Origin of the sequence: Crocosphaera watsonii WH 8501 (genome assembly GCF_000167195.1) — a bacterium.
GTDB classification, from domain to species: domain Bacteria; phylum Cyanobacteriota; class Cyanobacteriia; order Cyanobacteriales; family Microcystaceae; genus Crocosphaera; species Crocosphaera watsonii.
Genome location: NZ_AADV02000086.1, coordinates 1 through 16,109, shown reverse-complemented (window position 1 = coordinate 16,109; position 16,109 = coordinate 1). Strand labels below are relative to the sequence as shown.

The following is a 16,109-nucleotide window of genomic DNA, read 5'->3' as shown; positions in this document are numbered from 1 at the left end:
TTCGAATCGAGTCGGTNCCTCGNTCATTAACAGTGACTATTTCGGGATGGAAACAGATGTTAATGAGAGGAACTAAAAACTATAAAATAGAACAATCACCCCTTTACTTTACTCCAGATTGTTGTCAGAGCTCAAGAAAGAAATAGTATTTGGAAACCTATGTGGCTTATTGTTATTGGTTCTCGGCGCGATGAGTTAAGTTTAGTTGATTGTTATCAGTGTTATCGACAACGTTATGACATGGAACATCTTTTTCGATTTGGTAAACAAAGATTATTGATGACATCTTATTTAACTCCCGATGTACATCATGAAGAAAATTGGTTTAAACTAACACTTCTTTCTTATGTAAATTTGTGGGCTGCCAGAAAATTAGCTGTGGTTTTACCCCGTGATTGGGAACAGTATTTGAAGACTAATAAATCCATCAAAATCACCCCTAGTCTAGTTCAAAGAGACTTTTCAAGAATAATTACGACCTTGGGGACTTTCGCCAAATTTCCCAAACGTCGAGGTTTTTCTTCCGGACGTATTAAAGGTTACAAAAAAGCCCCACGAACTCGTCATGATGTTATCAAGAAAGGGAGCAAAAAATCAACTGAAAAATTAAAAGCTCCTTAGTTTTCCTCAGAATCTATAGATTAGCCCTATTTGTCAGCCAATTTTATTGACTGATACAGAGCCGATATTTTGGGATTTTAGTTTAGCGTAAAATATACGTTAACAAACTTTTTTTGTCCAAAGTCCAATAGATGAAGAAGAAGATTTTTTGGAGGATAACCAAGGTATGTTCATCAGCAGTTTAGAGATAATGTGAGTTGAGATTAAGATTTCATTAACCAATATAAAGGTTCAATCAAATTATAGGGTTGCCAGAGTTCTTCGGAGTATCGTCCCTGTCCCGGGAATCCTTCCCCATATTGAAGTAAAACCGATCCACGTTCTTCTCCCTGTTTGACTAAATCAATGCGATTAGGACGAGGATCTTTGTCTCCTCTTATACCAAAGGTTGATAAGGCAAAAAAGGCTAGATTATTCTGATCAAAGGTTTGACGAAGATAAGCCGTTGTTTTCTTCAAATGAAGTTGAAATAAATCTAGTTCTGGTTGATGTCTTCCTGGCCAGATTTCTCCCCGTTCGCATTTACTCATAACAACGGCCATTTTATAGTCTTTTTTCTTTCCTTCTGATTCCATTAGATAAACGAATTTTTTTAACAAAGATAAATAGTAACGATCACTCCCTGATTCCCAAGCTGGAAGCATCATAATACAGCCTCTTTTATCATCAAAACAATCTTTAACAAAGGCTTCTAGATTATCTCCTAATAAATTAGATTTTGCCAAGTCATCAAAAACTTCTCCGGGATAATCTTTAGCCGTAACTTGAAATTTTTCGGGTATCTTGTTTTTATTCAATAGTTCTTCAAATTTGCCAATGTTCCGTTCAATAGTAAAGATGAAAAACGGTAAATCATAAATGGTTTGAAGCTCATCTCCTAATTTAGTTGGCTCTAGTTTTAAACCCCTTTTTAATAAGCTTTCTGCTTTTTCCTGGAGTTCACGGGTTTCTACTGTTTGAGCTATTACTCTATAATAGATTTTCTTATTCTGTTTAAATTGATGTTGTTGGTGATAAAGTAAAGATGCTAAATAAGTTGTTTTCCCTGAACTTCTTGGTCCGATAATACAAATGTTGTTACTAGCCATAAATCAACCTCTTTTATCAAAACGATATAGATTTAGTCAATGTAATATTTACCTAAATAAGATCCTAAATAGGGTTTGCTGAATAAAAGCAAAACCCTATTCTTTAAAAGGTTACACCCATATTCGCGATCGCAAAAAAGATCAGCTTTGTCGGCTACAAACCACTATAATTGGTAGAAACACCTCCCAGTTGTTGGTCAAGAACAAATGTATCGAAAAGAGGAGCAACCTTTACCGCCCCCAGAAAAATTTGAATTACCTTTCGAGGGCAAATTGTCCCCCAATAATCGTTGGGTAATCATGGCAGAGTTGATACCTTGGGATGATTTTGAGGAAGAATATGCTAAACTTTTTTCAGCAGAAAAAGGTGCGCCAGCCAAACTATTTAGAATGGCATTAGGGACATTAATTATTAAGGAAAAATTAGGAACAAGTGATAGAGAAACTATAGAACAGATTAGAGAAAATCCCTATCTACAATACTTCATAGGTTTAAATTGTTATCAACAAGAGCCACCACTGGAATCTTCAATGCTAGTTCATTTTAGGAAAAGAATTGATGGAGAATTGATAAACAAAATCAATAAAAAAATAGTAAAAAGAGAAATAGACAAGAGTGATAAAGAAGTAAAAAAAAAGGATTGTCTCCAATAAAAAGGAGAAAAAATAAAAAATAAAGGTAAACTAATTTTAGATGCGACTTGTGCGCCAGCAGACATCAAATACCCAACGGATTTAGGCATATTAAATCAAGCCAGAATTGAGACAGAAAGAATAATAGATAATCTTTATAAACCATTAAGAGTAAAATTGAGAAAAAAGCCGAGAACTTCTAGAAAAATTGCTAGAAAGGAATACTTAAAAGTAGCTAAAAAACGAAAAGTATCTTATCAAGAAAGAAGAAAAGCTATCGGGAAACAGTTAAAATACCTTAAGAAAAATTTAGGAAATATAGAAGACTTAATTCAAGCTGGGGCTTCCCTGGAAAATCTGAGTAAAAGACAGAAAAATTGTCTAGAGACTATCAAAAAAGTTTATGAACAACAACAGTCAATGTGGGAGAATAAGACCCAGAGTGTTCCTCAAAGAATTGTAAGTTTAACTCAACGGCATATTCGTCCAATAGTGAGGGGAAAAGCAGGAAAACCAATAGAGTTTGGAGCTAAACTCTCAGTAAGCTGTGTAGATAACTATGTGTTTCTAGACAAAATAAGTTGGGAAAACTTCAATGAATCTTGTCATTTAAAAGAACAAGTAGAAAAGTATAAAAAAACGTTTGGCTATTATCCCGAATCCGTCCATGTAGATAAAATTTATCGAACTAGGGAAAACAGAAATTGGTGTAAGAAAAGAGGGATAAGAATCAGTGGTCCGAAGTTAGGAAGACCTCCGAAAAATGTCAGTGAAGAAGAAAAGAAACAAGCCCACTCCGATGAATGCTTCCGTAATGCTATTGAGGGAAAGTTTGGACAAGCTAAACGAAGATTTAGCCTAAATCTCGTGATGACAAAACTCCCTGAAACCTCCATTACATCTATTGCTATTACATTTTTAGTTGTCAATCTTTCTAAACTTCTGAGGCAGTTTTTGTCGCTTTTTTTGTCCTTATTTACTAATAATAGAACAGGGGAACTCATCAAACCGCCTTTCATTAATTTTGATTATACTTTAAACAATTTTTATGTACTAAAACTTATTGATTTGTCAGAAAATTCTTGGTCAAAAGTGGCATAAATTTTGGAGAAACTTTTTCAGCAAACCCTATTTATACAGCTAAATGCTTAAGTATCGTAGATTACACTGAATTTTGCTCTGATGGGTGCATATAGCAAGTTTCAACTGATGACATCGAAATTAATATTTGTTAAAAAAATTACCAAATGTTAATCAAAATCAATCAGAGGGAAAAAATATACAAACCCTGGCAGGATTCTTGATAACCTAGTAATATTAATGGCCTTTTCTGTGCAGAAGGAATGTCTAGTAACGGCGATCGCTTCGAGATTAAATTTTGGGGAGTTCGAGGGAGTATCCCCTGTCCAGGAACCCAAACAGTTCGTTATGGGGGAAATACCACCTGTGTAGAGATGCGTGTGGGACGAGAAAGATTGATTTTTGATGGGGGAACAGGACTACGCATTCTAGGGGACTCTTTGTTGCCAGAAATGCCAGTCACGGGTCATCTCTTTTTTACCCATTCTCATTGGGACCATATCCAAGGGTTTCCTTTTTTTGCTCCTGCTTTTATCCCTGGCAATAAATTCCATATTTATGGTTTGCCAGCACCCAATGGTGCAACCATTAAGCAGCGTCTTCATGATCAAATGTTACACCCTAATTTTCCAGTTCCCTTGCAGATTATGCAAGCTAATCTGGAATTTTATGATATCGAAGCCAAAGAACTTGTTCAGATTAATGATGTAACCGTAGAAACAGGAAGGTTAAATCATCCAGGGGAAGCATTGGGCTATCGGGTGACTTATCAAGGTTTAGCGGCAGTTTTTGTCACGGATACAGAACATTTCCCCGATAGTTTGGATAACAATGTTCTTCATTTAGCTAGAGATGCTGAGGTGTTAATTATTGATACAACTTACACCGATGAAGAGTATCATGACCCAAAATCTAGTAAAGTCGGTTGGGGTCATTCTACTTGGCAGGAAGCAGTAAAAATAGCTAAAGTTGCTAATGTGAAAAAATTGGTTTTGTTTCATCATGATCCGGCTCATAATGATGCTTTTTTAGACAATATTAAGCTACAGGTTCAAAAGGTTTTCCCTAATACTCTCTTAGCTCAAGAAGGTTTAGTAATTGATTTAAGCCTAGTATAGGGAGCAGGATGCTGAGTATACTAAGGTGTTACCTTAATATTAAAAATGTTGTATTGCTGTGGCTAAACCTTCACAAACCCCTGTTAAAAAATCTAAATCAATAGTGTCTAAAGTATCACTAGGTTGATGATAGTTTGGGTTACGGAGATTAGATGTATCTGTAATCATAATAGCTTGATAATTATTATCCCAAAAAGGAGCATGATCGCTGCGTCTGGTATCAGGAACAATTTCACCCCGAAAAGGAACAGTTAACCATTCACATCCAGTATTTTTTTTGCGGATCAAACGACTGATTTTTATTAAATCAGGAATAGTGGATAAGTTACCAATGAGTGCAATAAAATCCCCCGTTGATGGATAAAAGTATTTTAATCCCGGGGGATATATTTGACTATTTGGGTTAGGGTTACAGTAACCTAACATTTCTAAAGAAATCATCAATCTTATCTTGAAATTTTGTTGTTTTAAATAGTTGGCATAAGCATCACTTCCCACTAAACCATATTCTTCTAAATCAAATGCAACTAACCGAATAGGATAATTACTAGGATAATGATAAAAAAATCTAGCTAATTCTAATAACACAGCAATACCTGTCCCATTATCATCCGCCCCAGGTGAACCTATTACCGTGTCGAAATGCGCCCCAATTAAAATAGGTGGTTTTACTTTAGTATTCCCTTGAGATGGTAAGTTTAAGATTAAATTTTCGTAAATTTTGTTATTATAATTAAACTCAAAACTTTCTACCATACCCCATTTTTGTAGTTCTTGTCTAATATATTCTTTTACATAAAAATGTCCTTGAGTTGCTAAAAAAGGATCTCTTTCTCTGACAATTTCTTTTAAGTGAGTTTCTAGATTATGTTTGATGTTATTGAGCATTTTTTTGTTGATTAGAGGTTGACTGTATAAATTTTATAGCAGTCGCCAAGGCTCCGCAGGACATTTGTTCTATTGCGCAACAGAACAAATGTTCACCACCAGACCATAAGATACAGTCCCAGAAGTAGCTAACTAGAACAGTTATATAACAGGTTATAACAGGTTATAAATTCTCAGAAAGCGCGGTGCTTCCCGCGACGTAGCTAAAGGAATGAATTCAAATCAGGAACATTAACCCAAGATCCCGTTTCACTGGATTGATGGGTCAAATCCATTAATAATTGAGAATAAACACCTTCATATAAAGATGGGGCTAAAGATTGCTTTTGATCTATGCTTTCTACCCAGCGATCGACAATACGAATAAATGGGGCCAAACGTCCATCGGTAAACACTTGAGGAAAGGCTAACCTTTTGGGTATTTCAACCTCTGTTAAGGGTTTTCCGGCGAGGCCAGCTTGTAAATGGAACCCGTGAACATAATCTTTTAAATTATCGCTACCTAAGACCAAAGTACCCCGATCTCCGTAAACTTCTAACCAATGTCCTCGACCATTATAGGTGACAGAACTAATGGTTAATTGCACCGGTGTACCGTCCGTTAACTCCAACATGATTAAACAGGTATCATCTGCATCAACTGGCTTTAGTTTGGCATTTTCCAGGGGATCTGGCCGTTGTTTGATAGCACATACCAACCTAGCGCATAACCGTTTCACTGGACCAAATAACCAATGGATATAATCAAAAGCATGGGAACCCACAGCACCCAAAACACCCCCACCCTTATCCTTAAGAGCGTACCAGTTCCAACCTTGTTCTGGGTTAGCACGACTGGCCACTAACCAATCAATTTTAATTAGTCTGGGTTGCCCTATGTAACCTTCTTCTAATTTTTCCCTTAAAAGTTGCCAAGCAGGAACATAACGAAACTCAAAGTCCGTTGTAGCAACTAGATTATTTTTTGTTGCTAAATGATATAATTCCCTGGTTTCCTGTGCAGACATAGCCATGGGTTTCTCTAAAAGAAGGTGTTTCCCTGCCTTTAATATTTGTTTCCCCATCTCGTAGTGTAAAAAAGGGGGAGTGGATAAAGTAACTGCGTCAAGATCGGACATAGCTAAGAGTTTGTCCAAGTTATGGAAAGCATAGGGAATATTATTCTTATCGGCGATCGCTTTTGCCTTACCTAAGTCTCTATTGTAAACCGCAACCAACTCAGTGCGAGGGTGATGTTGTAACCCAGGAATATGAATAGCTTGGCCAAAACCGGTTCCAACTACGGCAACACGAAGGGGAGACTTAGAATTCATGATCTATAAATATAAATTTAGGTAAAAAGAGGACAACCATGATAGTTGTCCCATCTCGATTAAACTTTCCGAGAGTAATACTCAACCACCAGTAGTTCATTAATTTGTAATGCTACCCATTCCCGTTTAATAACATCATTGACTTTACCAATTAAGGTATTTTTATCAAATTCTAAATGTTCAGGAACATTAGCCAACCCTGGATACTGCATATTGGCTTCCACTAAACGGCGAGAGTGGTCTTTATTTCTCACAGAAATGACATCCCCAGGACGACATTGATAGCTGGCGATATTAACAATACGACCATTAACCATGACATGACCATGATTAACCAGTTGACGGGCTCCTGGAATAGTCCCTGCCATCCCTAAACGGAACACGGTGTTATCTAGACGCATTTCTAGCAGTTCTAATAATTTTTGTCCCGTAGAACCGGTGGCTCGACGGGCTTTTTTCATGTAACGAACTAGCTGCTTTTCGGTGACACCGTAGTTGTACAATAATTTCTGCTTTTCTTCGAGTCGGATGGCATATTCTGACCGCTTGCGACGGCCTTGACCATGTTGACCAGGGGGATAGGCCCGACGGGGGGTTTTTCTACTTAATCCTGGCAGTTCTCCTAGTCTTCGTACTACTCTGAGGCGAGGTCCTCTATAACGAGACATACAAGCAATTTTCTCCTAATATACAATTTACTCCAAAATTCCCATTATAGCAGATTTTTGGTGTAACGAGTATGATAAAAATTTTAGTTGGGATACCATCCCTCTTTTATTTTGTTGTTAGTTCTATTAGTTTTTCAACTTTTTTGATATTAATATCTCCTGCTAAATAACCAATTCCTCTATGTAAATGCAGTTTGAATTGTGTTATTAAAGTTTCTTTATCCGTTCCTAACCCATCTTTATAGCAGCGTTGTTTTAAGGCAATTAATAATATATCTGCCATCTCTCCTCCGAACACTCTCCAGGTCATTTCTACATTACTATCGAGGATAATAGGGACAGGAGAGGGGATACTGGGTTCAGCTAAAGAACGACAAAACCCCCAACGACACAAGATATTCCACTGTTCTATTTTAGTATATCTTTTTAGTTTAATTAGCTGCTCTTTTGCTGTTTGGGATAAACCTATTTGTTTAATGGGTGATTCCATAATAATTAAACCTATGGTGGGCAAATTTGATGTTTAATTATAAATATCAAATACACAAGTCCGTAGTCAAGGCTTTAGCCTTGATTCTGACTATCTTGCTCGTCTGTTAGGATTGGACTTTGGATAAAAAACAATTGTTAGCGTAAATTTTACGCTAAACATACCTCCAGAGCTAAAATAGAGAATTAAGGTGATTTTAAAAACTCTCTTTCCATCTTTTTAGGGGATTTTAAATATTAAATAGCTTCATTCAGTTTCGGTTCCAATATAGATATCTAAGTAGCTTTCCGTTAGAGATTGAATGACTCGTTCTAATTCATCAATGAGATTTCTTCTAGTGAGTTTTTCTACAGCATCAATATGAGCAGAACTTCCGGCTCGTCCTAAATATTTATATTTGGTTTTTTTCTCATTATTAGTGGCCATAGGAAAAATTGATTCAGCAGCCTGTAGTTTATAATACCAGTAGATTGTTCCCTTTCCATTAACCTGATAACGAATAATATGACAATTAGCTGGTGCTACTTCCCCTTCCCGTTCAATTTTCTTTATTTTCTGTTTAAGAGAGCGAATTAGACTCTTAATTTGTTTGGCTCTCAGGTGGACATCTTGACTGGTCTTAAGTTCGGAATGTGATGACATTAGCCTTAACTATAACAAACAACCTCTTTTGATGTTAGCGTGTATATTCCGCTAATTTATAAGGTAATAAATTTTAAAAATGACCAAAAATGAAACGGCTACGTCTGTCGAGGAATTCCTGGTGTGGAGGTCTAACCTCTTCCAAGGACTAAAAGCTAGAAAAGAAACTATTATAGAATTACTCGATGCCCTCTCCAGTAACCAACAAGCTCACTCAGTCGTTGAATTGTCTCTCAATCCTTTATTTAGAAGAGATTATAACAGTTTATATAGAGGAATTCAATAGTTTTTACCCACTCAAACTGACCCTAATTATGAACAGAGAATTGAGACTTTATTTTCAGCGGTATCGAGAACAATTCCTCCCACTTCAAAACATTATAACTTATTTGGTATTGACACAACTCCCTGTCCACGACCGTTTGCCGAAACGTTAGCGGATAAAACCTTTATTCATTACCCCAATCCAATTAAGGGAAATAAACCCATTAATATTGGACATTGTTATTCCGTTGTCTGCGCTTTACCTGACCAAATAGACACAGAAAAAGTCCCTTGGGCTGTCCCCTTATCAGGAGAGCGAGTCCCCTCTAAACATAAAGGAGTAAATCAAGGCAATCAACAACTAAAAAAAATCTGGCAAAGTTCTTTATTTTCTGATAAATTATCTGTCTTAGTGGCTGATAGTGACTACAGCCAAAAGGATTTTATTGGGGAACAAGTTAAGCATGAAGACGTAGTTACTATTACAAGAGTTAGAAGTGACCGAGTTTTTTATCGTCAATTTATTCGGGACCCAAATCAAGCCAAGACTTCGGGACATCCCCGTTGGTATGGGGATAAATTTGACCTTAAAGATGACCAAACTTGGACTGAACCTGATGAAGTTCATCATGTTCCCTTTACAACGAAAAAAGGTCCTCAATTAACAGTGAATATTTCGGGATGAAAACAGATGTTAATGAGAGGAACTAAAAACTATAAAATGAACAATCACCCCTTTACTTTACTCCAGATTGTTGTCAGAGCTCAAGAAAGAAATAGTATTTGGAAACCTATGTGGCTTATTGTTATTGGTTCTCGGCGCGATGAGTTAAGTTTAGTTGATTGTTATCAGTGTTATCGACAACGTTATGACATGGAACATCTTTTTCGATTTGGTAAACAAAGATTATTGATGACATCTTATTTAACTCCCGATGTACATCATGAAGAAAATTGGTTTAAACTAACACTTCTTTCTTATGTAAATTTGTGGGCTGCCAGAAAATTAGCTGTGGTTTTACCCCGTGATTGGGAACAGTATTTGAAGACTAATAAATCCATCAAAATCACCCCTAGTCTAGTTCAAAGAGACTTTTCAAGAATAATTACGACCTTGGGGACTTTCGCCAAATTTCCCAAACGTCGAGGTTTTTCTTCCGGACGTATTAAAGGTTACAAAAAAGCCCCACGAACTCGTCATGATGTTATCAAGAAAGGGAGCAAAAAATCAACTGAAAACTTAAAAGCTCCTTAGTTTTCCTCAGAATCTATAGATTAGCCCTATTTGTCAGCCAGTTTTATTGACTGATACAGAGCCGATATTTTGGGATTTTAGTTTAGCGTAAAATATACGCTAACAAACTTTTTTTGCCCAAAGTCCAATAATTGAAAAGGAACAATTGAAAAAAGTTTATCTTCTTTATACAGTTTTAGCAGTTCTTGAGCAGTATTTTCTACATACTCATCAGAAATGCTATAAGGTAAAGGACGCATAGTCCTTAATAGTCGGTGTAAGCTCAACACTAACCATTCCCCTTTGGCAAAAAAGTCCCCTAAAATTGTTCGATTGTATAACCACATCTGTAAACAACAGGCTGCTGCATGGAGATTACAGTATTTTTTGGCAACTTCAAACAATTCTGGGGACTGATCATGACCATATTCAAACTTTGAGTTAGCAATCAACTCATCGTGAGCGTTTAATTCCTCTAGAACTAAACTACCCAAAACCATGAGCTTTTCTAACACCTCCTCATCCAGGTTAGCTGTCTCTTTTAACGCTTCTAGCTGTTGTAGAGCAATTTCTAACCCTTGTAAGGGATCATCCATACCCCGACCAAACAATTCTAATGTCTGGCCCTCAAATGGGGGTAAAGGTTGCTCTAGGGAAAAAATACCTTTCAAGCGTTTTTGTAAATTGACCATCGCCTCTGGTTTACGGCGGGCCCGTTGCTTAGTCAGTTGACGAAACTGAAGCATCAAAGCGTGTAAATTAACCACCGTACTGCCATCAAACATACTGATGATGGAATTATCCCGTAACACCTTCTGAAAGATGCCCCAGTCGTGTTCCTCGCGCATATAAAACCGTGATCCAAGCACCGTGTAAACACTGTTGATCATGGTTTCTATTTGAGTGGTAACAAAATATTTAGTCACCGAGGCCCAGACACTAAACTGTTCGGGGATAACATGAAACCCTCTAGCAGCGCCGATGGTTTCGCAATCACAAATTAAGATATCTAAAAAAGCATCTACCAGGGTTTTGCGGGGTTGGGGAATATCAATCACTTTTTTCCCATATACCACCCTTTTAACAGCAAAATTTAAGGTTGTTCTTAAAGCAGTATCAGCCGCACCCAAAGAAAAAGCAGCGCAGAAGGTACGAGTTACCTGAAACCCTTTTAAAGTAAATTCTAAGCCGTCTCCTTCCTCTCTTATTCGCATGGAGTCAGGAATAAAACAATCCTTAAACCCGATCCCACTCATGTCAGAGGCTCGAATACCGTGGGTTAAAATCTTTGGTAAATTGTAATACTGATCGGGATCTAATTTGCTTTTATCCACCATAAACAAGGTTAAACATTTGGGACCCCCTTCGGGGTCAGTTTTAGCCAAAATGTAGGATATCCCCGAAATGGTTGCTCGGTTGATAGGCCATTTTTCCCCATTGAGAAGATAGCCTCCTGGCACCTTTTTCGCCGTCAAGTCACCACCAACTAGATCACTCCCATGTTCCTTCTCACAATAGCCTAAACACATCGCTCCGTTTTCATTTTTGATGTATTGGGCTAACTGTCGCTTTTGTTCATCGTTTCCTGCCATCCAAGTGATAAAAGACCAAAATAGGGTAGTAAAAGCGATCCCTATGGTTTGATCTCGACGACATAAAACACGAACAAAGGCTAAAAATTCCTCAAAGGAAGTAAACTCCCCACCACACTCCGCCGGGACATAGTAATGTTGCAGTTTCCAGTTGTACAGCCATTCTATCTCTGAGTGAGGAAACTCCTCTGTCTCATCGATATCAACGACTTGCTTGAAAGACATTACATTCTCAGGAGTCCAAGGATCCCCTAAGTCTTTGTCAAGTCTTTGAGCAACCCAATATTGTTTGAGTTGGTCCATGACGCGCCTCCTTAGGTAGTTTTTTGTAAGATTATTTTCCTCTGATAAATAACCTTCACAAAAATTAATCGTAATTTTAACGGGTTTACGTCAACTAAGCAAGTTTTTTAGGGAAAAAAAAAGATCGCCCCTCAACTCAAGAGGCGATCGCTGAAAATGTACCCAACAAAAATTTATTTGGCGAAGCGTTCGCCGCGAGCATAAAGTTCGCGAGCATAGTCCGTCCAAGTTCCCTGTCCCCAATAACGGAAACAGCTAGTTTCTACTAACATGGTGTACAGCAAAGCTTCCTGGTACTCAGTAGTCCGAGTCACATTAGCATCTTGTTGTACACGAGAATCGAATTTTCCGTGAAAACCAGCACTGAGTTGGTTCATGGGTTCTAGGACGTTTTCATAACCTTTCACCCAACTGAGATCATTGGTCCAAGACGCACCGTCCATGTGGAAGCGATCGTCAGTTGCCTTTAACTCTTCGATCGCTTTGGCAACCGCTTCTGGTGTGACTTTATCAGTACCAATTTTATTCCAGATTTTGTGTTGTCCTACTGCTTGACAAACGGGATAATCATCTTCCGTAACACCGGCCTGTTGTAAGAGTTCGATGTATTCTGTTCCATTCAGGCCAACTACACCCTCATTATTATCTTTAATGCCATAAAAAGCATTACGGAAACCGTCGGGAAACTCGTTCATCATCACACCACCGTTTTCTCCGTCGGCGATCTGAGACACACAACTAGGTACTTCAACATTACCTAGTTTTTGCTTTCCTCTTGCCTTAGCTTCATGATAGGGCTGCATTTGAGCTACCAACTTAGTATCAGACCCTTGGGTTTTAATTAACGCCGTAATACTGATGGTTTCTCCTTTGGAGTTACGGGCAACTAGACGGTTAGGAACATATTTATCATCACCGTTCTTATGTAAGTCATCCCCGTTTAACCGTTCCACAGAATCTTCTTGTACCAATAACCAACGATAACCACACTCTTTCAGAGCCTTGATATATTCGTAGAGGGTGTCAGGATTATTGGGTAAGTGCATTTCTGGGGGAGAAAAACCTTTAACCCGTCTTAGGGCATCATAACCAAATAAAGCGGCAAACTGATGCTGCCAAGCTTGTATCTGTAACTTGAGGTCGGGGATAGGAGTAGAAGGGGCAACCGCGTGACTCCACATGGTTCCTAACCATTCCACATAGGGATGATATTGGGGGTCACAGGCCATGCGTTTGAGGGGTTCCAGGATATCGTGTCGAGGAGTTTGTTGAAAATCCCACAATAAATTGCCAGAATAGTCCAACATAATCCGAGGATTGCAACCATTCCCCACTAAATCAGGGACAAATTCCCCAATCCGTTTATAACACCAAGCAAAGGTAGGGGCGTTATGATTGTCCCCAATATGTTGATTGTCAAACATATGTTGGAGGTTACTAATCAATGCACCGTCATGACCGGCAGGAATGGTGGGTTGGTGCATATGAAGGGCGCAAGCAAACCCAGATTTTACGTTAGCGAGATTAATATTAGAATGAGGAGCAAAAATAAGATCGTCGTGTTGTACAACTGAAGCGATTTCCGCTTCCCAACCACTAATGGGAGGCAAATCTGGTCTCGTCCCATGAATGTGGTATCCGTTGGAGGAGGGTGCTGCTGCAATCATGTTTATCGGTTTTCCTTCAAGTCTTGATCAAGATAATTTGATATTTCTAATATTTCCTCTCACACCTGAATCAAATCTATCTCTTTATCTGCATATTACTATACATTTTGGGTGAGTAAATCTTAAATCTTAATTAATTTCAACATTTTCTTTTCATAGTTAAGTCTTTTGCCCAGATGTCTTGGTTTCATGACATTATCCCTATCAATTATTAATTTTTCCAGCGATGCAACATAGTAACAGTCTTGGCCGTCTAACCCATCAGTCATGTTTTTAAGATTCTCATCAGAATCCTGATAATTAGCGTTATTTACAATCAAAATATTTGCAAGACTCATAAACAATCACTATGACTGCCGCACGCGATTATATACCCACACCACACACCACCAGTAACCGTCGTCGTCAAAAGGCGACTGCAATCGTTCATTATCAGTCTGTCGTCCCAAAAACTGTTACTCGTAAGGTTTCTCGGTCTCGTTCTAAGGTTACACCCTTACCCACCCAAAGGAAACAACTACCTTTAGCCTTACAATTTCTTTTATTGGTACAGAAAGGTTCCACCACCTTCACATTTGGTTTAGTGGCTATTACTTTAGGGGTATATGCTTGGACTGTGTACGCCCCCACACTTTGGAGTCGAGAATTTTCTAAACTAAAAACCCTACAAAGAAACGAACGCCAACTAACTGCCAGCAATGAATCTTTAAAGCACAAAATGGCAGAACAAGCGGAGCAACCCGGATCGGGTTTAACCCTTCCCAACCCCCATCAATCTATCTTTGTTGCCCCGGCTAAGGTTTCTCTGATGGAAGTAGCTGATCAGACCACGGAAACCCCAATATCTCCCATTATTCCAGACACTCCTATTGCTTACTAACTAATCACTTACTTCTCACACTCGAACCGGCCATGGGTAACTCTCGATCACCACAGCGTTCTCATCGTTCTAATAAAAAACCAGTTTCTCGAAAGAGAATCACTAAAAATTCTTCTAACACTCCTAGACGTAGAGGTAAAGCAAAACCTAGCCCTTTACCAAAATTTCGTCTTCTATTGGTGTGGGCAGTTTTGGTGAGTGGAATGTTAGGGTTAGCTTGGAAAGCTTATCAGTTGCAGATTGTTCAAGCAGAGGAATTAAAAAGGAAGGCAAATTTACAACAAACGGTCAATATTAGCCCTTATATTCCACGCAGGCCGATTATTGACAGTGAAGGTAATATTTTAGCCACCGATCGCCTAGAATATATTTTATATGTTCATCCTATCCAATTTAAACTCCCCCAAGCCCAGGTAGCAGCTAAACTAAGCACCATTCTTGAAACTAAAACCCCTCAAGAACTAATAGAACGGTTCCAGGAGCGTAAAACAGGCATTCCTATCGCCCGAGGATTAAGCGAAGGAGTGGCTAAGCAAATTCAGGGACTGGGGTTAGAGGGGATCGATGTGGATAAAACCTATCAGCGTTTTTATCCTCAAGAGAAGATGATGGCCGATGTAGTGGGATTTGTAGATCACGAACGGAAAGGACAAGCTGGCGTAGAATTAAGTCAAGAAAAACTCCTACAACGGGACTTAGAAAGCTTATTCGTCAGAAGAACTGCTTTGGGTGCCATTCTCCCCAACTCCCTGCCCCACAATTTACTCAAGTCTAATGACTGGCGAGTACAATTAACGGTGGATATGCGCTTGCAACGAGCAGTGCGCACTGCTCTGCAACAACAAATCCAGAAATTTAACGCCAAACGGGGTGCCGTGATCGTTATGGATGCCACGGATGGCTCAATTTTGTCTCTGGTTTGTGAACCTACTTTTAACCCCAACGAGTTTTATAAGTCTAGGATGGACTTATTAAAGAATTGGACTGTGAGTGACTTATACGAACCAGGTTCTACTTTTAAACCTATTAACGTTGCTTTAGCTTTAGAAGCAGGGGTTATACAACGCAATACGGTGTTTCATGATTCTGGGTTGGTGAAGGTGGATGGTTGGCCCATTAGAAATGCTACTTTGAGAGGGAACGGATCGATTAATATTGCTGAAATTTTGCAAAGCTCTAGTAATGTGGCTATGGTTCACATGATGCGACGGTTGAAAAAAGATGATTATTATCGGCGTTTACAAGCATTAGAGATTGATCAAAAAACCGGCATTGAGTTACCCGGAGAGGTTCGGGGAAGGTTAAAGTCAGAGAAAGTGTTTATGGAGCGATCGATTGAAGTGGCCACCTCTTCTTTTGGTCAAGGGTTCGCTTTAACCCCCATGAAGTTAGTGCAGTTACAGGGTGCATTGGCCAATGGAGGAAAATTAGTTACCCCTCATTTGGTTAAAGGGTTAGTGGATGTGGAACGAACCCTACACTGGCAGCCTAAATATCCTACTAAACAGTTTTTTCCCCAGAAGTCAGTCAAACGGTGGTGGAATAATGCATACAGTGTGATAAGGGTACGACTGATGATCACCTCTCTATCGGCGTTGTTCGTCTTGGCGTGTTTCTCTGTTACGTTT

At 38.7% G+C, this 16,109-nt stretch carries 12 protein-coding genes and 3 pseudogenes; 6 read left to right on the top strand and 9 right to left on the bottom strand.

The features are described 5' to 3' along the window. A pseudogene (locus CWATDRAFT_RS22025) lies at positions 1-621 on the top strand (NF041680 family putative transposase); the annotation flags it as partial. Positions 622-824: 203 nt separating this feature from the next. Here the strand turns inward: CWATDRAFT_RS22025 and CWATDRAFT_RS22020 are convergent. Beyond that, on the bottom strand, positions 825-1,709 hold the full coding sequence (locus CWATDRAFT_RS22020) for a hypothetical protein (RefSeq protein ID WP_007307086.1): 885 nt from the start codon (positions 1,707-1,709) through the stop codon (positions 825-827). 207 nt (positions 1,710-1,916) lie between these two features. Here CWATDRAFT_RS22020 and CWATDRAFT_RS34355 point away from each other — a divergent pair. Together CWATDRAFT_RS34355 and CWATDRAFT_RS22005 are read left to right on the top strand one after the other, a co-directional pair. Continuing rightward, positions 1,917-3,443: pseudogene (locus CWATDRAFT_RS34355) on the top strand (IS5-like element ISCwa2 family transposase). A 242-nt stretch (positions 3,444-3,685) separates the two neighbouring features. After that, positions 3,686-4,540 carry an MBL fold metallo-hydrolase gene (locus CWATDRAFT_RS22005; RefSeq protein WP_007307089.1) on the top strand — a complete coding sequence of 285 codons (855 nt, stop codon included), beginning with the start codon at positions 3,686-3,688 and terminating at the stop codon, positions 4,538-4,540. Positions 4,541-4,579: 39 nt separating this feature from the next. Here CWATDRAFT_RS22005 and CWATDRAFT_RS22000 read toward each other — a convergent pair whose 3' ends face one another. The 5 genes from CWATDRAFT_RS22000 to CWATDRAFT_RS21980 form a co-directional block, all read right to left on the bottom strand. Next, positions 4,580-5,428 (bottom strand): M28 family peptidase, encoded by an 849-nt coding sequence (locus CWATDRAFT_RS22000; protein WP_007307085.1) that lies wholly within the window; start codon positions 5,426-5,428, stop codon positions 4,580-4,582. Positions 5,429-5,631: 203 nt separating this feature from the next. After that, a complete protein-coding gene (locus CWATDRAFT_RS21995; RefSeq protein WP_007307084.1) occupies positions 5,632-6,741 on the bottom strand; it encodes a Gfo/Idh/MocA family protein in 1,110 nt (369 codons plus the stop codon). A gap of 59 nt (positions 6,742-6,800) precedes the next feature. Beyond that, positions 6,801-7,409 carry a 30S ribosomal protein S4 gene (gene rpsD / locus CWATDRAFT_RS21990; RefSeq protein WP_007307083.1) on the bottom strand — a complete coding sequence of 203 codons (609 nt, stop codon included), beginning with the start codon at positions 7,407-7,409 and terminating at the stop codon, positions 6,801-6,803. 106 nt (positions 7,410-7,515) lie between these two features. Next, positions 7,516-7,899 carry a DNA sulfur modification protein DndE gene (dndE, locus tag CWATDRAFT_RS21985; protein ID WP_007307082.1) on the bottom strand — a complete coding sequence of 128 codons (384 nt, stop codon included), beginning with the start codon at positions 7,897-7,899 and terminating at the stop codon, positions 7,516-7,518. A gap of 246 nt (positions 7,900-8,145) precedes the next feature. Continuing rightward, positions 8,146-8,541, bottom strand: a complete 396-nt coding sequence (locus CWATDRAFT_RS21980) for a hypothetical protein (RefSeq protein WP_007303072.1) — start codon at positions 8,539-8,541, stop codon at positions 8,146-8,148. 79 nt (positions 8,542-8,620) lie between these two features. On the opposite strand from CWATDRAFT_RS21980, the pseudogene CWATDRAFT_RS34350 reads away from it, so the two are divergent. Further along, positions 8,621-10,060 (top strand): annotated as a pseudogene (locus CWATDRAFT_RS34350) (NF041680 family putative transposase). A gap of 77 nt (positions 10,061-10,137) precedes the next feature. Here CWATDRAFT_RS34350 and CWATDRAFT_RS21965 read toward each other — a convergent pair. The 3 genes from CWATDRAFT_RS21965 to CWATDRAFT_RS21955 all read right to left on the bottom strand — a co-directional run bounded on the left by CWATDRAFT_RS21965 (position 10,138) and on the right by CWATDRAFT_RS21955 (position 13,939). Beyond that, the gene (locus CWATDRAFT_RS21965; RefSeq protein WP_007307081.1) at positions 10,138-11,934 is read right to left on the bottom strand and encodes an acyl-CoA dehydrogenase; all 1,797 of its coding nucleotides are present in this window, start codon (positions 11,932-11,934) and stop codon (positions 10,138-10,140) included. 173 nt (positions 11,935-12,107) lie between these two features. Further along, the gene (locus tag CWATDRAFT_RS21960; protein ID WP_007307080.1) at positions 12,108-13,601 is read right to left on the bottom strand and encodes a polysaccharide deacetylase family protein; all 1,494 of its coding nucleotides are present in this window, start codon (positions 13,599-13,601) and stop codon (positions 12,108-12,110) included. A 122-nt stretch (positions 13,602-13,723) separates the two neighbouring features. Further along, positions 13,724-13,939 (bottom strand): hypothetical protein, encoded by a 216-nt coding sequence (locus CWATDRAFT_RS21955; RefSeq protein WP_035824645.1) that lies wholly within the window; start codon positions 13,937-13,939, stop codon positions 13,724-13,726. Between the two features lie 11 nt (positions 13,940-13,950). Here CWATDRAFT_RS21955 and CWATDRAFT_RS21950 point away from each other — a divergent pair, with 11 nt between their 5' ends. Next, positions 13,951-14,481, top strand: coding sequence for a hypothetical protein (locus CWATDRAFT_RS21950; RefSeq protein ID WP_007307091.1), 531 nt, complete (start codon positions 13,951-13,953; stop codon positions 14,479-14,481). A gap of 32 nt (positions 14,482-14,513) precedes the next feature. Continuing rightward, positions 14,514-16,109: peptidoglycan D,D-transpeptidase FtsI family protein (locus CWATDRAFT_RS21945; RefSeq protein WP_007307092.1), on the top strand; the 1,596-nt coding region annotated here is incomplete at its 3' end.